The sequence below is a fragment of the Streptomyces sp. NPDC002623 genome (assembly GCF_053592635.1).
Window position 1 is genome coordinate 1 of the sequence record NZ_JBSFWB010000045.1, and the last position, 22,934, is coordinate 22,934.

A 22,934-nucleotide genomic window follows, 5' to 3' on the forward strand; every position below is an offset into this window, starting at 1 on the left:
GCCGTCAAGGCCACCGGCCGCACGAACCTGATCATCGCCGGCGTCACCAACGACGTCTGCACCGTCTTCCCCACCCTCACCGCCCTCGAGGCGGGTCACCCCGTCCAGGTCGTCGCCGACGCCGGAGGCTCCCCCGCCAAGATCGCCGACGACATCGCCATCCGCCGCATGGACAAGGCCGGCGCCACCATCACCTCCACCAACCAGCTCCTCGCCGAACTCGCCCACAACTGGACCACCGAAAACGGCGGCAAGATCATCAACATCGTCATGGAACTCCTCCCGCAGAGCTGAACCAACCCGCCAGGACGGCCGGGCGGAGTGCGGAGCCGCAGCCAGACCCGCACCCCGCCCGGCGCCACCAGCACTTCTCTCGCCCGGGAGGGCTCCATGCAGTTCGGCATCTTCAGCATCGGTGACGTCACCGCCGACCCCGCCACGGGCCGGACCCGCACCGAGCACGAACGGCTCAAGGCGATGGTCGCCACCGCGGTCAAGGCCGAAGAGGTCGGCTTCGACGTCTTCGCGACCGGTGAGCACCACAACCCGCCGTTCGTCTCCTCCTCACCGACCACCCTGCTCAGCCATATCGCCGCCCGCACCGACCGGCTCATCCTGTCGACGTCGACCACGCTGATCACCACCAACGACCCGGTGAAGATCGCCGAGGACTACGCGGTGCTCCAGCACCTCGCCGACGGACGCGTGGACCTGATGATGGGCCGCGGCAACACCGGCCCCGTCTATCCCTGGTTCGGCAAGGACATCCGCCACGGGATCCCGCTGGCCATCGAGAACTACGCGCTGCTGCACCAGCTGTGGCGCGAGGACGTCGTCGACTGGGAGGGCCGCTTCCGCACCCCTCTCCAGGGCTTCACCTCGACCCCGCGCCCCCTGGACGGCATCCCGCCCTTCGTCTGGCACGGCTCCGTCCGCAGCCCCGAGATCGCCGAGCAGGCCGCCTACTACGGTGACGGCTTCTTCGTGAACAACCTCTTCGGGCCCATGAGCCACTTCACGAAGCTGATCAACGTCTACCGCGAGCGCTACGCCCACTACGGTCACGGTACCCAGGAGCAGGCCGTCGTCGGAGCGGGCGGCCATGTCTTCGTCCGCAAGAACTCCCAGGACGCCGTCCGCGAGTACCGCCCCTACTTCGACAACTCCCCCGTCTACGGCGGCGGTCCGTCGATGGAGCAGTACATGGCGCAGACCTCGCTCACCGTCGGCAGCCCGCAGCAGATCATCGACAAGACGCTGTCCTTCCGCGAGCACTTCGGCGACTACCAGCGCCAGTTGTTCAACATCGACATGGCCGGACTGCCGCTGAAGACCGTCCTCGAACAGCTCGACCTGCTCGGCGAGGAGGTGCTTCCCGCCCTGCGCAAGGAGTTCGCTTCCGTACGCCCCGCCGGTGTCGCGGAGGCTCCCACGCACGCCTCGCTGCTCGCCGCGCGCTCCGAGGAGGTGGCCAAGTGACCGCGAACACCGCCCGGCCGCTCCGCCTCACGGTCGTCTCGGCCGGACTGAGCGTCCCCTCGTCCACCCGGCTGCTGGCCGACCGTCTCGCCGAGGCGGTCCGGCAGCAGTTGGCCGACGCCGGGAGCGATGTCGAGACACGGGTCGTCGAACTGCGCGACCTGGCCGTCGACATCGCCAACAACTTCGTCACCGGCTTCCCCTCGCCCGCCCTGGCGGACGCCGTGGAGGCGGTCTCCTCGGCGGACGGTCTGATCGCCGTCACTCCGGTCTTCACCGCGTCGTACAGCGGGCTTTTCAAGTCGTTCTTCGACGTCGTCGACAACGACGCCCTCACCGGCAAGGCCGTGCTGGCCGCGGCGACCGGCGGGACGGCACGGCACTCCCTCGCCCTGGAGCACGCGCTGCGTCCGCTCTTCGCCTACCTGCGCGCGGTCGTCGTACCGACCACCGTGTACGCGGCCTCCGAGGACTGGGGCGGCAACGGCGATCCCCTGACCGACACGCTGCCCAACCGGATCACACGCGCGGGCGGCGAACTGGCGGGGCTGATGCGTGGGCGCGCGGGGTCTGCCGCGCAAGTGACCGACGACACCGCCGTCGTGCCGTTCGCACAGCAACTGGCCGCGCTGCGGCCCGCGTGACGCACGGCGTCAGGAACCGGGATCGCGGCACGTGGGCGGCCGTCTCCCTTCGTCGAACCGCTACGCCGAGGAAGGGCCATGACTCCAGCCGCACCGCCCGGACACGACGCGCCTGAGTCGAGGCGGCTGACGCTGCCGCAAGCGGCCCTGTCGGACGGGCAGCCGGCCCGGACGACCGACCGGCCGATGCGCGCCGACGCCGTACGCAACCGTGCGCGCCTGCTGGAAGCGGCGGCCCGGCTCGCCGCCGAGGACGGCGTCCGGCACCTCACCATGGACGCGGTCGCGCGTGCCGCCTCGGTGGGCAAGGGCACCGTCTTCCGGCACTTCGGCGACCGGTCCAGGCTGCTGATGGCGCTGCTCGACCATGCCGAGCAGGCCTACCAGGCGTCCTTCCTGACCGGCCCGCCGCCGCTGGGCCCCGGCGCGCCCGCGATCGAGCGGCTCGAGGCCTTCGGCGTGGCCACGATCGGATATCTGCTGGCCCACCGCGAACTGGGCCTGGCGGCGGCCCCACCGCCCGAGCGCCGCTTCTCCGCCCCGGCCGTCCGCGTCCGCCGCACCCACATCGTGGCCCTGCTGCGGGAAGCGGGCGCCGAGGGCGACGTGGAACTGCTCGCCGAATCACTGATGGCCTACCTCGACACGGCCCTCCTCAACCACCTCGTCCATGGACGCCGCATGCCGCAGGAGCGCGTGGAAGACGGGTGGCGGAACCTGCTGAAGATCGTGAAGGGGTCGGGGTGACGGGCCCTTGACGCCGTTCCGAACGGCTGACCACGGATGACGCCCAAGCCCACTCCGTCCCCGCAAGAACTCCCGTGAAGTGATCTTCGGGGCGATTGGATCACTCCAGGACCAGCGATCTGGAGGTGGGCAGGCACGGACCCCTGGGCGACACCACGCTGCCTGCCATCCAGGTGAGTCAGTCCTCGCCGGGCAACTTGTCGCGTGGAGATGGTGTCGACACAGAACCACAAGACTCAACTGTATGCAGTTATTGGCGAAGCTGAGATCAACCCATCCAAGCCATGCCCACGGGCCGGGACCCCCGACAGAGGCGGACCCTTTACCTGCCGACAAGGGGCCCACCCGGGAAGGGCAGCACTAAGACCAGCACGGAGAAGCCGCCCCGCCACCGAGTGACCCCCTCACAACACTGCGATCGCGATCACCCAAGACGGCCGTCCACATGTCCGGTCGAGGGTGTCAGCCTTTGCGCATCACTTCATTCACGAGCATGCGTCAAACGCATTGACACTCAAACTGCATACACATTACGTTCGCCCCACATCGCGAGAGCACGGTGCGACTGCATCGCGTGCGCCTCGGACAAAGGAGTCGACGATGGGCTTGTCAACGCCGCCGAACACCGACGTGATCGTGCAGAACCTCTGGGACAGGCAGCAGATCTCCGACGTGATGCTGCGCTTCGGCCGCGGGCTCGACCTGCACGACTGGAAGCTGTACGCCGACACGCTGGCGGACCCGTTCGAGGTGGACTTCTACGACCTGACGGGCCGACCCGCGGCGACGACGACGCCGTCGGTCTGGGCCGAGTTCGCCGCCGCATGCCTCGGACGGCTGGTCGTGATGCACCAGTACTCGAACTTCTCCATCGACGTCCGAGGCGACGAGGCGGACGGCATCTTCTACCACGTGTCCCGTCACCGGATGTCCAACCGCAACGGGGACGACCACTACACGCAGTACGGCTGGTACGAGAACAGTTTCCGGCGCACCGACGACGACTGGAAGATCTCGCGGCTCAAGCACACCTTCCAGTGGTGCGACGGCAACCCGACACTGATCGACGTCAGCGATCCCGCGTGGCAGGCCGCTGCCGTCGCCATCTTCGGTGCCTGACGTGGGCACGCCCACCGGTTTCGAGCACCGGACCGCGAACGTCAACGGCCTTCGCCTGCACTACGTGATCGGCGGCTCCGGTCCCGCCGTACTGCTGCTGCACGGGTGGCCACAGACCTGGTACGAGTGGCGCCACGTCATGTCCGGGCTCTCCGGATACACCGTCGTCGCACCCGATCTGCGCGGCTTCGGCTATTCGGGCAAGCCGGCCGCCGGCTACGACGGCGTCACCGTCGCCCAGGACCTCGCGGAGCTCGTGCGGCTCCTCGACCTGCGTGACGTGACCGTCGTCGGCCACGAAGGGTCTAATCGAGGATCGGACCTCGCCGTTGAGGAACGCTGAGGCCCCTGCCGGCACCTCGGCGGATTCAACCGGTCGTCGCAACACCTTGATTGTGGAGGTGTGACGGGCAGGCCGTCAGGGTGGATGAAGGAACTGACGGGCAGGTCTCCGATGAAGTCACTGCCGCATGGTGGTGACACGTACGCGGCGCCGGCCTTCCTACGGCTCACCGACGTGGCCTCCCGACAGCCGACCAGAGACGGGCCGAAGAAGTGCGGTTGAGTGCCTCCTCCTCTACCGGGGGTGATCAGGTCGGTCAGCTGTCCGGGAGTGGGTGCCTTACCTCGGTTCAAGACGATTGCAGCCCCGATGGCCAACACAGGCAGCAGGGCACCGAGTGCGGCCTCCGGGAGGCCGACCAAGGCGGCGCCCGCCAGGACCGCGACCACCGACATCCCGACGGCGACGAACCGCAGGCCCCAGTCTTCCAGCGTACCGAGAGGCGCCATCGAGATCTCCGCACCAGCCTCATGCAGCGCATCCCGCGAAACCCGGTCTCAAGCAGCGGCAGCCGCTGCACAATCAGGTTCATAGGGTTGCGCCGTTCGGACATCGTCCAGATCGAAGCACCCCGGAGAGCGGCTCCCGCGCGGAAGGTGCAGATGACGAGTGGCCCACAACGACGCCTACCACTGGCCGCCTGAGCTTTTGGACCTGCTGATCGAACTGGTGCCCCGGCTCAACCGGAGCAAAGAAGGAGTCCTTGGATTCTTGCGGGGCGCTGGCGTCAGCGAAGACCTGCTCGCGCCCCACCGACACCAGCTCGCCGCGGACAAGTCAGCAGTCAGCAAGTACAAGATCGTTCGTGCCGTGCTCAGCCGGATCAATGAACAGGGCGATGCAGGCTTGGGCGTTCGCAGGGAGATCCTCAAACGAGCGATCGAATTCGAGGACTTCTCCACACTGTGGCCGGACGACCGTCTCCCGGCCCAGGGGCTACAAGCAAGCGTGCGACGACTCGTGAACGTCAAGGACTCATTCACGCGGATGAGCCAGGCGCATGATGAAGAGCGAGCAGCTCGCATCAAAGCACGCACAAGCGAGCTTGAGCGCCTTGCTCGACGGAAGACAAGGTTTCAAGCACTCCGAGACCGACTCAACGATCTGTTCAACGAAGACGACCCGAGAAAGCGAGGCACCGCCCTGGAAGGTGTGCTCAACGACCTGTTCGCAACCGAAGGCATCTTGATCAGGGAATCCTTCACGCTGCGCAGCGAGGAGGGGCATCCCGTTGAACAGATCGACGGCGCCCTCGAAGTCGACGGATCCGCGTACCTCGTAGAGATCAAGTGGTGGGGTGAGCCTGTCGAGATCAACGCGATGAGCCGCCACCTGGTACGGGTGTACGGGCGCTCGGAAGTCCGCGCCCTATTCATTTCTGCATCTGGCTTCACCGGGCCGGCCATCGAAGAGAGCGAACGCGCACTGAACCAGCGAGTGATCGTCCTGGGCGAACTCCGGGAACTCGTTCTCCTGCTCGAACAGCAAGGTGATGTTGCGGCCTGGCTGCGCGAAAAGGTCCGCTTCGCGCAGCTCGAACGTCGTCCTCTCGCCCTGCTGGGCTCCGATTTCTGAGCACCCTACGCACCATCAGAACACTCAAGCGCACAGCGTCCAGCCAGGCAGTCGTTCGCCCAATACCGACGGCAAGACGCTCCTCCAATACCGTCGCTGCACACAGGGGATCCGCTGCGCATCTTCTGTGACGTCCGTGTCACGAGCCCCATGGACGCTTGCGTGTCACAGGGCTCCGACCTGGACTTACGCGCCCGTCCTGGACCAGCTGGACGCCCAGAGACGGCTTCTACGACATGTGCCATGTGGTACCGCGAGGCCCACTCGCTTGCACCACGGAGTACTCACCAAGATCCGGACCAGGCGCGGACCAACTCGGCTTCGCAGCAGACGATTCCATCCCTTTAACGCAGGTCAGAAGCGAGGTCAGGCGTGTACCACCAGCAGACGAAGAATCTGCTGGTGAGCTATTCGCCGAAGAAGCTGGGCTTCTTCTAAACACACGACAAACGGTGCCTGACCTGGGCTTTCACCCGTCAGGCACCTTCCGCTCAACCTACTCTGGACCGAGACCGGCTTGCGTGCCAACTACCAGTTGCTCCCACTGCCGTACCCCTCCTGACCAGTGCTTCCGGACCAGTCACGGACCAAACCGACGGTTCAGCCCTCGTGTGCTTCGCATTGGCTGACGCGCTGCCTGCAGTTCCCATTCGTCTCGCTCGTTCTTCAGCAGGAGCACACGGTCCTGCGCGTCGACGGCGACGCCCTTCACGGAAACGGGCCACAGAGGCGGCGTGTAGGTCATCGCGATCCTCGTCGTGCGGTGGGCGACCAGTGTCTTCGGAACGTAGCACGCTCCTCGCAACGTGCCTTCGAGCTGGGCGAATCGACCGAGTCGACAATCTGTCGCTCTACCGCGCCCGCAGCTCCTCCCCACTCTGACCGCACTGGCCCCGATCGAAGGAGTTCGGCGATGCGTGATGTCGTCACACCGTCCACTCCGTTCTTCGCGTCCCACTACGTCGACGTCCGCGCGGCGTATTCCGTCGACGCGATCGCCGCGCAGCTTCGCGAATCCGGCTTGATCACGATCGACGGCCTCACGTCCCGGGAGTCGGTCCTGGCCTTCGCCTCACGGCTGATGGTCGTCACCCCGCACACCCCCACAGCGCTCCTGACGGGCTCACCGCCATCCGGGACACCGGCGCGCACGCCCACCGCGCGGGATTCGCCGGACTGGGCAACGGAGAACTCAAGGCGCACAGCGAACGCGCCGGCGTCCCCGCTCCCCCGCGTCTCTTGCTCCTCGTATGCCTGCGGACCGCTGCCGTCGGCGGAGACATCCTCCTGGCCGACGGCCGCGACATACGCGCCGGCCTCTCCCATCACGGCCGAGAGGCGGCCGTGACGCCGGCCAAGCCGCGCACCGCGTACTTCGGAGCCGGGGCCGGGCACGCCTCCCAGGTCTTCACCGTGCACGCCGACAATCGCGTGTCGATCCGGCTCCGGCAGGACGGCTTGGCCTGCTGGAGCCCCATCGCCCAGCCCTACCTGCCCACGCTGCAGCGAGTGATCGCAGGCTGCCAGCGTCGGCTGACTCTCACACCGGGCCAGGGCTACGTGCTGGACAACCACCGCTGACTGCACGCCCGTACTCGCTTCTCGGGCGATCGGCTCTGCCTATGTGCCCTCGGCGAACCCCGCTTCGGTCTGCCCAACGGCTTCGCCCCGATTCGAGTCGGGCGAGACGAAGTTCTTTGCTGTCTACGCCGGAGCCGGTATCCGCGCAGGTCCGCTCGTCTCATAAGTTGATCCACGCCCGTGTCCGGCACCATCACCACCGCAGAGGATCTCTCCACCGTCCTGGTGGCAGCGGACGGTGTCTTCGTCTCACCGGATCCCGACCGCGCCCGCGCGCTGTTCCCCGGCCTGCAAGGCATGTGACGTGGTCCATCCGGGCCCTGATCCACACGGTGGCGTCCAGGACCAGGACCAGGACCGCCGACGAGGCGTTCGCCTGCCCGCCGAGGCTTCGCCGGCTCCCTCTCGGGGGCCGGCGTGTCAGTCACCGCCGTGGGTGTTCCCACTTCAGCACGGCTTGCGCCACACCCCGAGCTCCAGTCGCTTCTGCATCGACGACAGCTTCAGCCGCCGCGACTCGGCGCAGAAACGGCCCGTCGGTACGGCGTACTCGACATGGAACACCGCCTTGCCGGCCTCGACGAACGGGCTGAGCCGCGCGCACTCGTCGTACTGGGCGCACTCCTCGTTGACCGCGAAGTCGAAGTCGGACACGAGCTGGGGAATCTGCGGCAGGTCGTTCTTCAGACCCACGGACAGCCCGCGCTCGTGCGCGATCGACGCGATCATACGGTTGTAGCGGAGCTGGTCGGCGGCGGTGAGCGGGAAACCGGTGTCGTTGTTGTAACCCTCCACCAGGTCCGGCTCCACCGCGTCGAAGCCCTTGTCACGGCACATGTCGAAGCGCCGCTCCATGATCGGCCGCAGCACGGAGAGCTCCCGGATGTCCAGCCAGAGTTCGCCCGCCCAGCCGTTCTCCTCGCCCAGCACCGACTTGGGGAAGGCGTCCTGGTCGGGCCGGAAGTCCTCCCACGCGCCGGCGTTGATGTAACAGATGACCTTGCGGCCGTCGCGGTGCAGCCGGGCCACGTCCGCCGCCGTGTTCTCGAAGCCGTCGATGTCGTAGACGGGCACGTCCACCGACGGGTCCACCCTGGAGTCGAGCTGCCACTGCCAGGCCAGCCCGGGGCGGGGCTGCCAGCGGTCTCCCTCCGGCTCCGTGCCGGAACAGCCCGCCAACGCCAGGGCCAGCGCCACCAGGATCACTCGTGCCGAGTACCTCATCGGTCCGTTCCGGTCAGCGCGGGCGTCAACTCGGCCCACGGATTGGGTAGTTCACCGGTCACCGGGCCGCTGACACCGGCGCCCCGCTCGTTCGCGGTGCGCACCGCGAGCGGCACCAGCGCCTCGGGGACGCCGTACACGAGGTGGCACAGCCGGTCGGGCGGAAGACGCACGGCCCACGACGGGCGGCTGAACACCGACACATACGTCGACCAGTGGCCCTCGAACGTGACGGTCAGGTCGGCCAGCTTGGCGTAGCCGGGTGCCGGATGCATCCCGGGGTTGAGAACCACCGTCCGGGCGCCCAGTTTGCGCAGCGTCCGCACCAGTCGCCGGCAGGCGGGCAGCGCGTGCGGTGTCGCCGTCACCCGGTCGAGGAAGCAGCCGTCGGCCGCGTACCACTCCTGGTGCCGACGCATGTCGTCGGCGACCTCGGCCTGTGCGCGCACCCCGTAGTCGGTGTCGACGTAGCCGAGGAGCCGCGCGCCGGCCTCCCTGAGCGTCCCGGCCGCCGCGGTGAACGCGGGGTCGGGGCGCTCGCCGGGCCCGTTCGCGGGGTTGAGGACCACGCCGTACGTGCGCCCGGCCGCCTGGATCAGCCGGTGCCAGGCACCCGGGTCCTCGGCCGGATGCACATACAGCGGAACCAGCAGGTTCACGGTGAGCCGTCGCTTTCCCACAGCGCGGCCAGCGCCTCGTCGAGGGTGTGCAGGGGGCGCCAGCCCAGGGCTTCCTCTGCGGCACCGATCGCGGAGCACTGCCAGGACACCTCGCCGGAGCGGGTCGAGCCTCCACTCCCCGCGTTCTCCTCCATTCGGCCCCGGAAACCGGCCTTCGCCGCCAAGCCGTGTGCCAGTTCGCGCACCGGGACGGCCCGGCCGGAGCCGACGTTCAGCACCGGTGGCAGCGGTTCGGGCGCGGTGACCGCGAGCTCGACCGCCCGCGCCACATCGCGTACGTCCACGAAGTCACGGTGGGCGGACAGGTCGCCGACCCGCAGCACCGCGTCGAAGCCGCGGCCGGCGTCCCGCAGCAGCGCGGTCAGCCGGCCCGGCAGCCCGGCGGGCGGCGTCCCGGGGCCCACCGGATTGCCCACCCGCAGCACCACCGAGTCCAGCCCGGACGAGGCCACCACGGCCGTGCCCGCCAGCTTGGTCGCACCGTACGGGCCGACCGGGCGGGTCGCCGCGGACTCCGTCACCGGGATCCCCGGCTCGCCCGGCCCGTACTCGGCGGCCGAGCCCAGATGCACCAGCCGGGCCTCCGGGGCCGCCTCCCGCAGCGCGGCGCACAGCACCGCCGGGCCGCGGGTGTTGACCTCGGCGAGGGTCACGGCGTCGCCGCCGGTCGCGCCGGCGCAGTTGACCACCGCGTCGGGCTCGGCCGACACCAGGGTCTTGGCCAGCTCCTCCGGACGGACGAAGGCGAGGTCGACGCCGTGGTCCGCGCCGGGGGAACGGCCGGCGCCGAGGACCCGCGCACCCGGCAGGGCGCGCAGCCGTTCGGCGACATGAGCTCCGAGATAGCCGGTGGAACCCAGGACGAGAATGCGCATGTTTTGCTCAGGCTCCCTTGAGGAGATGGGTCTTGCGGGAGGTGAACTCGGCGTTGGCCCGGTCGTAGTCGTCGGGGCGCCCGATGTCGAGCCAGTAGCCCGCGAAGTCATAGGCGTGCGGCTGGTTCTGATCCCTTATCAGGTCCAGGACCAGTTCGTCGAAGCCCAGGGGCAGTCCGGGGGTGTAACCGTCCAGGGTGTCGCGGGACACACCGTAGACGCCCATGGAGACGCGGTAGTCGATGCTCGGCTTCTCGGTGAAGGCGACCACCTTCGACAGGTCGGTGGTCAGCACCCCGAAGTCGACGTTCACCTTGCGGGCGTACGTCGCGATGGTCAGCGGCGCCCCCGACTCCTCGTGCGTGCGCAGCATGTCCGCGTAGTCGAGGTCGGTCAGGACGTCGCCGTTCATCACCAGGAACGTCTCGGGCAGCTTCTCGCGCAGCGTGAGCAGCGGGCCCATGGTGCCGAGGGGGCTCTCCTCGGTGGCGTAGTCGATGTCCATGCCCCACTGGGCTCCGTCGCCGACGTAGGCGCGGATGATCTCGCCGAGGTGGCCGATGGCGATGGTGACGTGGGTGAAGCCGGCCGTGGCCAGCTGACGCAGCACGATCTCCAGGATGGCGTGCTGGTCGCCGATGGGGACGAGCGGCTTGGGCAGCGCCGTGGTGTAGGGCCGCAGCCGGACACCCTTGCCTCCCGCCAGGATCACTGCATGCATGGGACTCCTCCTTCGTGAGGTTCGTGAGGACAGTGCCCGACGGTTCAGGTGTTGTAGATGCCGGTCTTGTACCGGGCCAGGTTGGCCGGGTCGCGGAAGAACTCCACGGTGTGCGCGAGCCCTTCCTCCAGGGTGTGCGCGGGCTGCCAGCCGGTGGTGGCGGTGAGCCGGCTCGCGTCCGCGACCAGCCGCATCACCTCGGAGCCCGCGGGCCGGATGCGCGCCTCGTCCTCACGCACGTCGAGCGCGGTGTCCATCACCTTGCCGATCAGCGCGACCAGGTCACCGACCGAGATCTCGCCGCCGGTACCGGCGTTGAAGGTTCGGCCTACCACCTGAGCGGCGGGCGCAGTGCCCACGGCCAGGAAGGCCTGCGCGGTGTCCTTGACGAAGGTGAAGTCCCGGGTGGGGCGCAGATCGCCCAGGGTGATGGTCCGCTCCCCCGCCGCGACCTGGCCGATGACCGTGGGAATCACCGCCCGCATCGACTGACGTGGCCCGAAGGTGTTGAACGGCCGCAGCGTCACCACTGGGGTGTCGAAGCTGGCGAAGTAGCTGTCGGCCAGTCGGTCCCCGCCCGCCTTCGAAGCGGCGTACGGGGACTGGGTGTTGATCGGATGGTCCTCGGTGATCGGCACGGTCTGCGCGGTGCCGTACGTCTCGCTGGTGGAGGTGTGCACCAGGCGGGGTGTGCCCAGGGCGCGGACGGCCTCCAGGACGTTGAGGGTGCCGGTGACGTTGGTGTCCACATAGCTGTGGGGTGCCTGGTAGGAGTACGGGATCGCGATGAGGGCGGCCAGGTGGTAGGCGGTGTCGGCGCCGTCGAGGAGCCCGCGGACGGAGCCGGGGTCGCGGACGTCGCCGAGGACGATCTCCACCTGGGCCAGGACGTCCGGGTGCAGGGTCTCCAGCCAGCCGTAGGAGGAGAAGGAGTTGTACTGGGCCATGGCCCGGACCCGGTGCCCGGAGGCGACCAGCGCCTCGGTCAGGTGGGAGCCGATGAAGCCCTCGGCTCCGGTGACGGCAGCGAGCAGTGCGGAGGTCAACTCGATGTTCCTTCCAATGAGTTGATGTGTGGGGAGTGGAACGGCGAACACGTGTGGGGCAGGCCGCCTACGCGTGTGGCGCGGGACGGCCGAGCAGCCACAGCGCGCACGCCGACAGATACAGCGCGGCGGCGCCGCAGCACAGGGCGAGCGCGTCGGCCGGGCCCGGCGGCAGGTCGAGGAGCGTCAGCACCCCGGCACCGCCCGCCGCGGTGAGACAGACGACCGCCGACGGCCAGGCCACCCCGAACGCCTGGAGCAGCAGGGCCGTCCACAGGGCCGCCCCGAGCGACAGCAGCGCGGCGGGTCCGACACCGGTGAGCAGGGCCGCCGGCCACAGCAGCAGCAGGTAGCCGACCAGACAGAGCCCGAGGACGCCGGCCGAGTGCAGCAGGAACCCCGCCGGTGTCGCGACGGCGCGCAGCGCGGCCACCGACAGCCCTCGGTAGCGGTACAGCAGCCACTCCGCGGGCCCCATGCTGACGGTCAGCACGATCACCGCGTACGGCTCCTCGCGCGCCTCCAGCAGCACCAGCACCCCGGCCGCCAGCCCGAACAGGCCGTACGGAAGAGACCGTAGCGCGGGCGGCCGGACCGCGCCGGACACCGCAGGCGCGGCGAGGGGGCCACTGAGCGCCCGAGCGGTCGCGGCGAGCGTCCCCAGCAGGGCCAGCGCCGGCAGCCCGGCCCTCGCGGGGTCGCCCGGCTCCCACCAGGGCAGCACGACGGCCCCGGCGACCAGCGGGGAGAGCGCGGCGAGCAGCAGCCGCTCACGGGCCAGTACCAGCAACACCCCGGCCGCCGCCAGATACAGCGACTGCGCGGCCGCCGCCAGGAGCACCGGCATGCCGTCGGCGAGCGGTGCGGCCACCGCGGTGGCCAGTACGGCCCCCATGGGCGCGCCGGCCAGCAGGGTACGGCCCCCTTCCCGCCGACCGGTCGCCATCCGCAGGTGGGCGCGGTGACCGAGTGCCTGACCCCAGGCCCAGGAGACCAGTCCCGCCGCGATCAGCGCGGGGGCGTGCTCCCCGGCGTTCCAGAGCGGCGCGGTGAGCAGGTACGCGAGGCCCGGCAGGGCGAACAGCACCCCCCTCAGCAGACAGCGCGCGGTGTCGGGACGCCACGGGTCGGCCGCCGGGGCCGGTTCCGGGAACGTCCGCGGCACCAGGTCGAACAGCGCGGCGGCCAGCGAGAACAGGGTGGGGTGGCCGTATCGCTCCCTGATCATCGACGCGGACAGGCCCTCCACCTCCAGGACCGCGGCCACCTCGTAGGGGTGGACGGCGGGCCCGATCCGGTCGGCGAGTTCGGCGGCGAGCCGGCTCACCGCCTCCTCGTCGGGACCGAGCCACGGCAGCCGGATGGTGAGCGTGGAGTCGTCGGCGGCCCAGCGCGGCCGACGGCGTGGCGGCTGGATGTCGGAAAGCCGCAGCATCAGTGTGTCCTGCTCGGAACCGCTGGGCTCCAGGAATATCGGCCCGCTCATCCGGCGACCGCGACGACGGGCTCCGCCAGGACCGGTATGCGTTCGAACTCCCGCTCCAGCGCAGGCAGTTCGAGATAGATCGCGCGGAAGGTGTCGACGGTCTGGCGCAGCGTGAACTGCTCGATCACCCGCAGCCGCGCCGCCTCGCCCATCGCCCGGCGCCGCGCCGGGTCGCCCAGCAGTTCCAGCGCCGCCGCGGCCATCGACGCGGGATCGCGCGGTGGCACCACGAATCCGGTGTCGCCGACCGCCTCCCGCACTCCGCCCACGTCGGTGGAGACGGTCGCCCGCCCGCAGGACATGGCCTCGATGAGGGTGAACGGGAAGCCCTCACTGATGCTGGACAGCATCACCACATTGCCTGCCGCGTAGGCGTCCCGGATGTCGTCGACGCGCCCCTCGAAGGTGACGGCGTCGGCGTGCCCGAGTTCGGCGGCCAGAGCCTCGCAGCGCTCCCGGTAGGCCTCGCCGCCGCGCGGTGTACCGCCGAACAACCGCAGCCGGGTGTGCGGGAGTTCAGCCCGTACCAGTGCGAAGGCGCGGATCAGGGTCTCCAGGTCCTTGATCGGGTCGACCCGGCCCGCCCAGCTGAGGGTGAGCCCGTGCGGCTCGGGTCCGGCGGGGGGAAAGGCCGTCGGGTCCACGCCGTTGTACACCGTGCGGATCGACTCCGGCGCCGCGCCGCCCTGTTCCTCCCACAGCCGGTTGTACCGGTTGCCGGGGGTGATCAGGGCGGCCCGGCGATAGCTCTCCTGTGCCAACAGCCGGAAGAAGCCGAGCACGACCGCCTTCACCGGCCAGCGGTAGGGCGCGATGCGGTAGCCCAGGTAGCGCTCGCGCAGATAGACGCCGTGCTCGGTCAACAGCAGGGGTACACCGTGCTGATCGAGTGCCGCGAGGCCCGGCAGGACGGCGAGACCCCCGCTGACCGCGTGCGCGACACCGGTGCGCGGGAGCGGTACGGCCAGCGGGCGCAGGGCGTGTTCCAGAAGGGCGGTCGCGGTGAGCGCGTCGTGCAGGCTCGGGGCGGCCTCGCGCACGGCCAGTCCTGGCCGGTTCCACACCGCGGAGAGGATCGCGATCGCCTGGTCGCCGCGCAGGAAGGGACTGAGCGTCCTGCCCGCCGCCGCCCGGGCCAGCACATACAGGGCGTGCGCGAAACGAGCCTCGGCGCGCGGGTCGAGCAGGGCGGTGAGGAACTCCTCGTAGGCGTCGCTCAGTCGGGCGCGGGCGCGGCCCCGGGGCGCGCGGCCCTCGGGCGGGTCGCCCCACATGGGGACGGACCGGACCCGCGAGACATGCGCGGGCAGCCCCCAGACGATCGGTTCGCGTCCGGTGCCGGTGACGGCGATGACGTTGAAGTCGAAGTCGGGCATGCCCTGGACGAGCTGGTCGCACCAGACGCTCACGCCGCCGTGACTGTGTGGGTAGGTGCCTTCGGTGAGCAGGGTGACGTGGGCCCCTCTGGGGCGTCTCGCGTCGTAGGGAACGTGCATCAATGGGCTCCACGGCCGAGGTGTGGGGGTCGTTCCCGTCCGGTGCGCCCCCGGTGGAGGGGCGCACCGTTCGGTCCTGTGCGTGGGTCGGTGCGCCGTTCAGTCGGACGTGGTGTCCGTCGCCTGCTCGGTGACGCCCGCGGGGACGCTGGTGTCCGGGGCGGGCTTCGTCGCCGTGCGGCTCCCGGAGCCGGTTGCGGCCGCGGCCGTGGCGGAGGCCGGGAGAGTGAGCGTGACCGGGAGGCCGTTGGAGATGTTCCAGCCGGAGAGCCGGCCCGCGTACGCCGTTCCGAAGGCGGCGCCGAGCAAGGTGGTCCCGATCGGCGCGGAGCCGCTGACGGCCAGCCCGAACGGTGCCTGGACGGTGACCGCGTTGCCGATGCGGTAGGCGGTCACCTGGCCGGCCTGGAGCGCCTTCTGCCAGGCGGCCCTGCGCTGGAGTTCGATGCCGATGTCCTCCATCCGCGGGTTCACCACGGGGGTGTTGTCCGCGAACAGGGCGCGGTAGCCGTCGAGGACGCCGTTGAGGACCGGGTAGGCGAGGCGGTCCTCGGTGAGGTTCGACTGGTGGATGAAGTGCGGCTTAGGGTCGCCCGAGAGCACGTGCCCGAGCGCGGCGCGGGTCTCCTGCGGCACGATGTGGCCGGTGTAGCCGGTGGCCGTGTTCAGCGGCGCCGGCAGGCAGGTGCTGGTGGCCGGGTTGTCCTCGCAGATGCCGCTGCCGCCCTGGGAACGCTTGGTGTAGATCCAGTTGTACTCGTCGACCTGCTCGGCCGCGCGGCCCGCGTTGTAGAAGACGTTCATCGGGTAGCGGGGCACCGTCGTGGCCGGGCCGAGCAGACGCTGGGCGGGCTCACGGGAGTTGTCCGAGCCGAGCCAGGTGATGCCGTTCAGGGAGAGGGCGAGGGCCAGGTTGGGGTTGTCGACCGGCTGCTGCGGCAGCACCTTCATGCCGGAGTGCTCGCCGGTGACCAACTCCTTGTTGTTCAGCGGGAGTCCGGCGGTCTGGCCCCAGGTGCGGTTCTGGGCGATCTCGGTGGAGATGTCGGCCGTACTGACCCACTTGGTGGTGCCGTTGGTGTTGGTGTCGCACTTCCACGGGACCACGGTGATGTTCTGCACACAGCCCAGGAAGGCGTGGGTGTAGGTGTGGTTGATCCAGCGGAACTGGCTCTTCTTGGCGAGGAGCGCGTCGGCCAGGAGGTCCACGCCGTTGTTGTCGGCGCGCTGGTCGACGGTGCCGACCGCGTTGTAGGCCAGGTCCAGGGTGATGCCCTGGCGGGTCTGCCAGTCGGTGGCGAAGGTGACGTCCACGGCGTTCATGCGGATCGGGTCCGAGGTGGCGTTCGGGTCGGTGCAGTCGACGTCGCCGGGCGTGCAGTTGAGGGTGCTGTTCCAGCGGTCGTCGGACGCGAACACGTCGTCCACGTGCACGGCGAAGTAGTTGCGGGAGGCGCCGAGGTGGACCCCGCCGGTCATCCACTCCACGATGCCGCGGGCCAGCAGCCGGAACTGCTGCTGGTTCTGGTTGTAGACGAAGGTGACGACCAGCTCACGCCGTCCGTCGTGCCGGTACTCGCCCACCAGCGAGCCCCGCGTCGCCTTACCGGGGATCGGGGCGTCCACGTACGACGTGAAGTCGGCGCCCGCCGCGGGGGTCGACAGGTACGCGTAACTCTCGCTCACCGCCGGGTCGTTGTTCGAGAAGGGGACCGGCCCGTCGAGGTAGCCGAAGGGGCCCGCCTTGCCGGCGGTGGTCACCGCCGCCTGTACGCCGTCGACGGTACCGGCGTAGCCGCTCTGGACGGCGTCCTGCAGTCCCGCCTCCGGGCGCGCGTAGGTGTACGCGTCGACCTGGGGGATCCCGTACGTCCGCTCGTAGGCCGCGAGCGCCGCCATCTCCGCCGAACCGGCCGCGAACGGGTTGTCGTTGGGCAGCACGACGGCCTGGAACTTGGCGCGTGGCCGGCCGGCCACGGTGTCCGCGAGGAAGGTCGCATTGATGATCTGTCTGCCGGCCACGCCGAGTTCTATCTCGGTGTACGGCGTGCCGACGGTGTCGAGTTCCGCCGTGATGGCATCGGTCGCCGGTCCCCCGTCGCTCACGACGAGGACCCGCAGGTCCACTCGGGGCGGGATGTCGTCAGCGTATGCCGTACCGGCGGGCAGGCCGAGCGCGGCGATGAGCGCGCCCGCCGTCAGTGCGGCAGTGCGTGTGGTCCGCTTCATGCGGTGAGGTTCCCTCTCGGGGCAGGGGGGAGCACGGCTCTCTGGGAGCGGACATACTCCTTGCGCGGGACGGAGTACGGCTCCCTGGGAGCGAACGTGACTCCTTCGCGGGACGCCGGCATCTCCCTCAGGGGCCAGCCGTTCCGCTTCGACTGAGTCAACATAGTGGAGAAACTGTGAGCCCTTTGTGGTCACCCTGTCAGGCCTGACGGAAAATCACAGCTGTTCAACAGGTCCGCCGGGCAACCGATTCGGCTGTTTCCCGTCAGGGGTGCCGCTGGGGCGGATGGGGCGCGAGGGGCTCAAGTACTGGTCAGCGCGCCATTACACGAGTAGGCGAACCCTGCGCCCCACCCACCGAACATCGATGGTCCATACCACGGAAGCACGTCTGGAACCGGCTGAATATCAGCCATGCACCTCCACGACGAGGGCCGTCAGACCAGTGGTCGAGGAGGGCGGAAAGCGCCTCTGAACAGCAATGACAGTGATTTGGGATGCTTTCGCGGATGGTTCGCGGATGAGGACAGACGTCCTGGATTCCCCGTGACCCGGGTCAGCGGCGAATCAGCCCGCCGTCGACGAGAATGACCTGACCGGTGATGAAGGCGGCCTCGTCGGAGGCGAGGAACGCGACCAGGTTGGCCACGTCCTCGGGCGTCTGCTCCCGCTTCAGGTTCTGCAACTGCGCGTGGTGCGCGAAGAATTCGTCGTTGAGCTCGCGGAGTGTGGTGGGGGTACGCACGACGCTCGGAGCGAGCGCGTTGACCGTGACGTCGTACCGCGCGAGGTCGGTCGCCAGCGCGTGGGTGAAGCCGTTGATGGCACCCTTCGCGGATACGTACGCGAGGAACCTCGGCGGAGCCTCCCAGTAGCTCGATGACGACATGTTGATCACGCGACCGGCCGCCGAGGCCTTGACGTCCTCCAGGAAGGCCTTCGTCACCAGGAACGCGCCGTTCACGTTGATGGAGAAGAGGTTCGTCCACTGCTCGAACGACGTGTTCTCGAAGTCGCGCAGCATGGCGATGGCCGCGTTGTTGACGACGATGTCGACGGTGCCGAACTCCGCGTGGACCTGCGCGGCGAAGGCGTTCACCGAGGACTCGTCGGAGACGTCGCCCTCCACGGCGAAGAACCGGCGGCCGTTCTCTTCGACGAGCGCCCGCGTCTCGTCCGCCGGGTTGACGTCGAGAACCGCGATGTCGGCGCCCTCGGCGGACAGCTTCTGCGCGATCACCCGCCCGATTCCGGCACTGCCACCGGTCACTACGGCGGTCTTTCCTGTCAGGCGTCCAGTCATGACACAACTCCTCCTGTTTCCAAGGGTTTTGTTGTTGCTGCGGGATTTCGCCTCAGTCGCCGATGGTGATGACGATCTTTCCGCGGGCCTTTCCCGCAGCGATGACGACGAGCCCCTCGGCGGCCCGCTCCAGCGGCAGCACGATGTGTACGTCGATGGCGAGGGCACCGGCGGCGGCCTGCTCGGCGAGCGGCGCGGTGGTCTCCCGTACGGGCCGGGCGAAAACCTGTGCGCCGGTGAGCCCGGCGGCGGCGAGGGCGTCGGCATCCCGTCTCCAGCTCGCCCGCTCCCTGATGCTCTCCACCGGCGGCACCACCAACGTCACCCACCGTCTGGTGGCCCGCCGTCTCGTCGAGCGGGAGAGCGACCCCGCCGATGCCCGCAGCACCTGGCTTCGGCTGACACCGGACGGTGTCGCGCTGGCCGAGCGCGCGGTCCTCGCGAACGCCGCCGCACACCACGCCCTCTTCGAAGGTGCGCCGACGGCGGTCGTCGACGCGGCGACCACCGCGCTCCGGGACCTCTTGGCCGCCTGCCCTGGCCTGAGGAGCGACGGGGGAACTCACGTACAGACAGAGCGGAGAAGCGCGGCTCAGCGCAGGTCGTGACGCATGGCGTGAGCGATGAGCTCGCCGATGAGTACGGCAGTGGCCGCGGGGCCGCGCAGGGGGGCCTCCGGGAGGATCGACGTGTCGGCGACGCGGATCCCGGCGATGCCATGGACCCGGCCGTACTGGTCGACGGCGGTGGCGGGGTCGTCGGCCGGTCCCATCGGGGCCGTGCCGCAGGTGTGCTGGGCGGTCCCGAGGCGCGCCGAGATCCACGCGTCGAGGGCACGGTCGTCGGCGAGCGCCCCGGAGTCGGGGCCGAGGAGGCCGCGGGACACCTCGCCGAAGGCGCGGGTGGCGATCAACGACGCCGTGGCGCGGACGACTTCACGCAGTCGGCGCCGGTCCTCGGGTGCCCGTAGATAGCCGTAGTGGATGCGCGGGGGCGTCGCGGAGTCGGCCGAGCCCAGGCGCAATCCGCCCGTACGCCGAGGGGTCTGGGCTGACACCAGGAAGGCCAGGGGGGCGCCCGGGGCGGTCACGGTTCCGCCGACCAGGGCCGCCATCGGGGCCAGGGACTGGAGGACTTCCAGGTCACCGGGGTGGGCGCCGTCGGAGGAGGACAGGTGGAGGCAGCCGCCGAGCCAGGAGTCGGTGGGGTCGGGCAGGTCCTGGCTCGGGGCCCATTCCAGTACCACCTGGGGATGGTCGCTGAGGCGGGCACCGACGGCGGGGGCGTCCTTCACCACGGGCAGGCCCAGGCGTTCGAGATCCGCGCGCGGTCCCACCCCTGACAGGAGCAGCAGGTGCGGGGTGGAGAACGCCCCGGCACAGAGCACGACTTCGCCCGCCTCCACCACGCTGCGCCGCCCACCCCGCTCGACGAGGACTCCGGTGGCACGGCCCTCGGTGATGACCACCCTCAGCACCCGGCAGTCGCCCAGCACCTTCAGGTTCGGGCGGTCGAGGGCAGAACGCAGGTAACCGATCCCGGTGTTGAGTCGCAGACCGTCGACGGCGTTCGACGGCACCGGGCCGAAACCCGGTGTGCCCTGGGCGTTCTTGTCCGGCTCCTCGGGGAACCCCAACTCCCGTGCCGCGGCGGCGAAGGCCACCGCCGCCTGATGCCTGAGTTCGCCACGGCGGACGAGCATCGGACCGTCGGCGCCGTGCGACTCGCCCGGCCCGAAGTCGAGGTCGGTCTCCAGCGCGCGGAGAAACGGCAGGACCCGTTCGTAGGCCCAGGCGGGATTGCCGGCCGCCGCCCAGCGGTCGAAGTCCTCGCGCCGGGCGCGGATGAAGTAGCCGCCGTTGACGGTCGTCGAGCCGCCGAGGTACTGGCCGCGGACCACCGTGTAGGGGCGGCGACGGGTCAGGCGGGCAGGGTAGGTCCGGACCGCCGGGTGACCGGGCTGGGCGCCGGGGACGAGGCGGGCGTCGAGCAGTTCCGCGGGAAACCGGGAAGGGTCGGGTGGAAGCGGTCCGGCCTCCAGCAGCAGCACCCTGCGGTCGGCGTCCTCGCTCAGCCGCGCGGCCAGTGCCGCACCCGAGCCCCCCGCACCGACCACGATCACGTCGGACCGGCTCATCGAGCCGGCTTCCGCTGGTCGGAGGTCCGGACGATACGCGGACGCAGGGCAGCGGTGGAGCGGCCCTTGAGGGCGGAGAGCCACACTCCGGCCCCGTAGGCGAGGTCGTCCAGGCGTCGGGCGATGCCGTAGCGGATCGGGTCCAGAGGGGCGCGGTCGCGACGGTATTCGAGCGCAATGTCGGTCAGCGCGGCGACCGCCGCCACCCTGCGGACACGGCGCGACGCGACGCAGCCGAGTGCGGTGAGCGGCCACCAGTGCCGGGTCACCAGGGCGGAGGCCTGCGACAGGGCCGCGACCGTGCCGTGGGCGGTGAGCCGCAGCGCCAGCCGGTGCGGGTCCTCGGTGCCGGAAAGCTTGCGGGCGATCCTGACGGCGGTGATCCCGCAGACGGCCCCGGCGACGGGCAGCGACCAGCGCCGCTGGGCGACCAGGGCGAGGAGCAGCGCGGTGCTCCAGGGAGCGAGTACGGCCGGGGCGATGAACTCGGGGTGGCGCTCGGCCAGCGGGTGCGCGCCCGTTCCGTACACCGCCTTGCGCAGGAACCAGTCGTGAACGCGGACCCGGTGTTCGTGAGCGGCCTCCACGGCAGGCTCGTAGCGCAGCCGCCAGCCGTTCTCGATCAGCCGCCAGCACAGGTCGACGTCCTCGCCGACCCGCATCCGCTCGTCGAACCCGTCCCGCAGGGCTTCCACCCGTGCCACGGCACAGGCCGTCGGCGCCCAGGAGACAGGGGTGCCGGGGCGTACGGCGGCCGGGTGGGCGCCCAGGTCGAGCGAGGAGCGGGCGCTCTCGTAGCGGCCGAGCCAGTTCACGGAGGCGGTGGTCGACACGGCCGTGACGCGGGGTACGGCCAGGGCGACCTTCGGGTCGGTGAAGTGCCTGAGCAGGGTGGGGACCGTGTCGGGGGTCAGGACCACGTCGGAGTCGACGAAGACCACGTAGGGCGTGGTGACGAGCCGGAGCCCCGCGTTGCGGGCTCCGCCCGGTCCGACGTTGACGGCGAGCGGGACGAACCTGGCCCCGTGTCTGAGGGCGACGGCCCGGACGGCTCCCGGGCGCTGTGACGCGTCGTCCACGACGATGACCGGCCGGCCTGTCCCGATGCTGGTGAGGAGGCGGTCGAGTTCGCGGGGGCGGTCGCGGACCGGCACGACGAACGTGTACCGGGCGTCGGGCGGTTCCGGGAGGGAGGACACGACAGGATTGACCAGGCCGGCGTCGAGCAGCCGTTCCGCCAGCAACCCGCTCGCCGGACCGGTCACGCGCACCTCCCGCCCGGTGAGGAGCGGTCGGGCGCGTGCGGTGAGCCGCAGCAATCGCGTCGGGAACCCGCCGAGGAGGGCTCCGCCGCCGTCGATGAGCTGGGTGCGCCGGTCGAGTGTGACCGTGAAGCCCTGGGGCAGCGGCATCAGTGCTCCACCTCCGCCCCGTAGGTCCGGGCGCCTCTCGGTTCCGCCGAGGGGCGTACGGGATCGACGGGGTTGACGGGATCGACGCGACCGACGGGATCGACCAGGCGGCCCCGGCCGTCGACGTGGCCCCGGGTGATCCTGCGGACCGTCGTGGACACCATCGCGGCCACGATCCCGGCCCCTTCCCCGGCCGAGGCTCCGGTCGGGTCGCCGAGCACGCCCGAAGGCGAGACCGCGCGGACGCCATGGGCGATGAGCTCCGGCATGACGGCGGCCAGCGGCCGGGTCTCACCGGCGACGGCCGCGTCGATCCGCACCTCGGCGGGGGCCACGTGCAGCATCACCGAGGTCTCCGTGCGACCGGCGTGCGCGTCGCCTCCCGGCACGTCGCAGCAGGTCCAGGCGACGTCGTGGCCCTCGGCGCGCAGTTGGGCGACCGTGGTGCCCAGGGTCGCGACATTGCCGCCGTGGCCGTTGACGAAGACCACCCGCCCCGCCCACAGCGCCAGCGACCGCACCGTCTCCACCAGCACCGCGTGCAGTGCCTCATGGCCGATGGAAACGGTTCCGGGGAAGCCCGCGTGCTCGCCGCTGGCACCGTACGGCAGCGTGGGCGCCACCAGCGGCGGCCCCTGCGGCCCCGCAGGCAGCGCGTCCGCCGTCCGCCGCGCGACGACGGACGCAATGGCGCTGTCCGTGTGGAACGGCAGATGTGGCCCGTGCTGTTCCGTCGATCCGAGGGGCACCAGGACCAGCGCTCCGGAGGGAACCGTCGGCCAGACGGTGCGCGCCAGATCACGCCCGGCTGCGCCCCCTCCGGTGTGCGGCGACATG

23 protein-coding genes are annotated in these 22,934 nt (G+C 70.2%); 10 read left to right on the forward strand and 13 right to left on the reverse strand.

Annotation, left to right across the window (positions count from 1 at the left end):
* The 9 genes from ACWD4O_RS42460 to ACWD4O_RS42500 form a co-directional block, all read left to right on the forward strand.
* Positions 1 to 294: isochorismatase family protein (locus tag ACWD4O_RS42460; protein WP_451288402.1), on the forward strand; the 294-nt coding region annotated here is incomplete at its 5' end.
* A 96-nt stretch (positions 295 to 390) separates the two neighbouring features.
* Positions 391 to 1,479 (forward strand): LLM class flavin-dependent oxidoreductase, encoded by a 1,089-nt coding sequence (locus ACWD4O_RS42465; protein WP_451288453.1) that lies wholly within the window; start codon positions 391 to 393, stop codon positions 1,477 to 1,479.
* Positions 1,476 to 2,123 carry an FMN reductase gene (locus ACWD4O_RS42470; protein ID WP_451288403.1) on the forward strand — a complete coding sequence of 216 codons (648 nt, stop codon included), beginning with the start codon at positions 1,476 to 1,478 and terminating at the stop codon, positions 2,121 to 2,123. Before ACWD4O_RS42465 ends, ACWD4O_RS42470 begins: the two co-directional genes overlap by 4 nt.
* A 78-nt stretch (positions 2,124 to 2,201) precedes the next feature.
* Positions 2,202 to 2,870: a TetR/AcrR family transcriptional regulator gene (locus ACWD4O_RS42475; RefSeq protein WP_451288404.1), complete on the forward strand. Its 669-nt coding sequence runs from the start codon at positions 2,202 to 2,204 to the stop codon at positions 2,868 to 2,870.
* A 600-nt stretch (positions 2,871 to 3,470) separates the two neighbouring features.
* Entirely contained in the window at positions 3,471 to 3,989 is a 519-nt protein-coding gene (locus tag ACWD4O_RS42480; protein WP_451288405.1) for a nuclear transport factor 2 family protein, read from the forward strand.
* Between the two features lies 1 nt (position 3,990).
* Complete coding sequence (locus ACWD4O_RS42485) at positions 3,991 to 4,332, forward strand: alpha/beta fold hydrolase (RefSeq protein WP_451288406.1); 342 nt, start codon at positions 3,991 to 3,993, stop codon at positions 4,330 to 4,332.
* 609 nt (positions 4,333 to 4,941) lie between these two features.
* Positions 4,942 to 5,907, forward strand: coding sequence for a restriction endonuclease (locus tag ACWD4O_RS42490; protein WP_451288407.1), 966 nt, complete (start codon positions 4,942 to 4,944; stop codon positions 5,905 to 5,907).
* Between the two features lie 1,131 nt (positions 5,908 to 7,038).
* Positions 7,039 to 7,488 (forward strand): TauD/TfdA family dioxygenase, encoded by a 450-nt coding sequence (locus ACWD4O_RS42495; protein WP_451288454.1) that lies wholly within the window; start codon positions 7,039 to 7,041, stop codon positions 7,486 to 7,488.
* A 180-nt stretch (positions 7,489 to 7,668) separates the two neighbouring features.
* Positions 7,669 to 7,791: a hypothetical protein gene (locus tag ACWD4O_RS42500; RefSeq protein ID WP_451288408.1), complete on the forward strand. Its 123-nt coding sequence runs from the start codon at positions 7,669 to 7,671 to the stop codon at positions 7,789 to 7,791.
* Between the two features lie 144 nt (positions 7,792 to 7,935).
* On the opposite strand, the gene ACWD4O_RS42505 is transcribed toward ACWD4O_RS42500, so the two are convergent.
* The 10 genes from ACWD4O_RS42505 to ACWD4O_RS42550 all read right to left on the reverse strand — a co-directional run bounded on the left by ACWD4O_RS42505 (position 7,936) and on the right by ACWD4O_RS42550 (position 18,852).
* Entirely contained in the window at positions 7,936 to 8,712 is a 777-nt protein-coding gene (locus ACWD4O_RS42505; RefSeq protein ID WP_451288409.1) for an endo alpha-1,4 polygalactosaminidase, read from the reverse strand.
* Complete coding sequence (locus ACWD4O_RS42510; RefSeq protein ID WP_451288410.1) at positions 8,709 to 9,371, reverse strand: spherulation-specific family 4 protein; 663 nt, start codon at positions 9,369 to 9,371, stop codon at positions 8,709 to 8,711. The genes ACWD4O_RS42505 and ACWD4O_RS42510 overlap by 4 nt, the downstream gene beginning before the upstream one ends.
* Positions 9,368 to 10,267: an NAD-dependent epimerase/dehydratase family protein gene (locus ACWD4O_RS42515; protein WP_451288411.1), complete on the reverse strand. Its 900-nt coding sequence runs from the start codon at positions 10,265 to 10,267 to the stop codon at positions 9,368 to 9,370. Before ACWD4O_RS42515 ends, ACWD4O_RS42510 begins: the two co-directional genes overlap by 4 nt.
* A gap of 7 nt (positions 10,268 to 10,274) precedes the next feature.
* A complete protein-coding gene (locus ACWD4O_RS42520) occupies positions 10,275 to 10,988 on the reverse strand; it encodes a sugar phosphate nucleotidyltransferase (protein WP_451288412.1) in 714 nt (237 codons plus the stop codon).
* 44 nt (positions 10,989 to 11,032) lie between these two features.
* Positions 11,033 to 12,034 (reverse strand): GDP-mannose 4,6-dehydratase, encoded by a 1,002-nt coding sequence (locus ACWD4O_RS42525; protein ID WP_451288413.1) that lies wholly within the window; start codon positions 12,032 to 12,034, stop codon positions 11,033 to 11,035.
* Positions 12,035 to 12,101: 67 nt separating this feature from the next.
* Positions 12,102 to 13,520 (reverse strand): hypothetical protein, encoded by a 1,419-nt coding sequence (locus ACWD4O_RS42530; protein ID WP_451288414.1) that lies wholly within the window; start codon positions 13,518 to 13,520, stop codon positions 12,102 to 12,104.
* On the reverse strand, positions 13,517 to 15,016 hold the full coding sequence (gene pelF, locus ACWD4O_RS42535; protein ID WP_451288415.1) for a GT4 family glycosyltransferase PelF: 1,500 nt from the start codon (positions 15,014 to 15,016) through the stop codon (positions 13,517 to 13,519). The genes ACWD4O_RS42530 and pelF overlap by 4 nt, the downstream gene beginning before the upstream one ends.
* Before the next feature lie 99 nt (positions 15,017 to 15,115).
* Entirely contained in the window at positions 15,116 to 17,245 is a 2,130-nt protein-coding gene (locus ACWD4O_RS42540) for a hypothetical protein (protein WP_451288416.1), read from the reverse strand.
* Positions 17,246 to 17,801: 556 nt separating this feature from the next.
* On the reverse strand, positions 17,802 to 18,548 hold the full coding sequence (locus ACWD4O_RS42545) for an SDR family NAD(P)-dependent oxidoreductase (RefSeq protein WP_451288417.1): 747 nt from the start codon (positions 18,546 to 18,548) through the stop codon (positions 17,802 to 17,804).
* 52 nt (positions 18,549 to 18,600) lie between these two features.
* The gene (locus ACWD4O_RS42550) at positions 18,601 to 18,852 is read right to left on the reverse strand and encodes a zinc-binding dehydrogenase (protein ID WP_451288418.1); all 252 of its coding nucleotides are present in this window, start codon (positions 18,850 to 18,852) and stop codon (positions 18,601 to 18,603) included.
* Between ACWD4O_RS42550 and ACWD4O_RS42555 the strand changes: the two genes are divergently transcribed.
* Positions 18,842 to 19,156 carry a MarR family winged helix-turn-helix transcriptional regulator gene (locus ACWD4O_RS42555; RefSeq protein WP_451288419.1) on the forward strand — a complete coding sequence of 105 codons (315 nt, stop codon included), beginning with the start codon at positions 18,842 to 18,844 and terminating at the stop codon, positions 19,154 to 19,156. The two genes, ACWD4O_RS42550 and ACWD4O_RS42555, sit on opposite strands and share 11 nt — an antisense overlap.
* Here the strand turns inward: ACWD4O_RS42555 and mftG are convergent.
* The 3 genes from mftG to mftE are packed head-to-tail and all read right to left on the reverse strand — an operon-like array spanning position 19,141 to position 22,933.
* Positions 19,141 to 20,685: a mycofactocin dehydrogenase MftG gene (gene mftG, locus ACWD4O_RS42560; RefSeq protein ID WP_451288420.1), complete on the reverse strand. Its 1,545-nt coding sequence runs from the start codon at positions 20,683 to 20,685 to the stop codon at positions 19,141 to 19,143. The two genes, ACWD4O_RS42555 and mftG, sit on opposite strands and share 16 nt — an antisense overlap.
* Entirely contained in the window at positions 20,682 to 22,097 is a 1,416-nt protein-coding gene (mftF, locus tag ACWD4O_RS42565; RefSeq protein ID WP_451288421.1) for a mycofactocin biosynthesis glycosyltransferase MftF, read from the reverse strand. The genes mftG and mftF overlap by 4 nt, the downstream gene beginning before the upstream one ends.
* Complete coding sequence (gene mftE / locus ACWD4O_RS42570; RefSeq protein WP_451288422.1) at positions 22,097 to 22,933, reverse strand: mycofactocin biosynthesis peptidyl-dipeptidase MftE; 837 nt, start codon at positions 22,931 to 22,933, stop codon at positions 22,097 to 22,099. Before mftE ends, mftF begins: the two co-directional genes overlap by 1 nt.
* Position 22,934 lies beyond the last annotated feature (1 nt).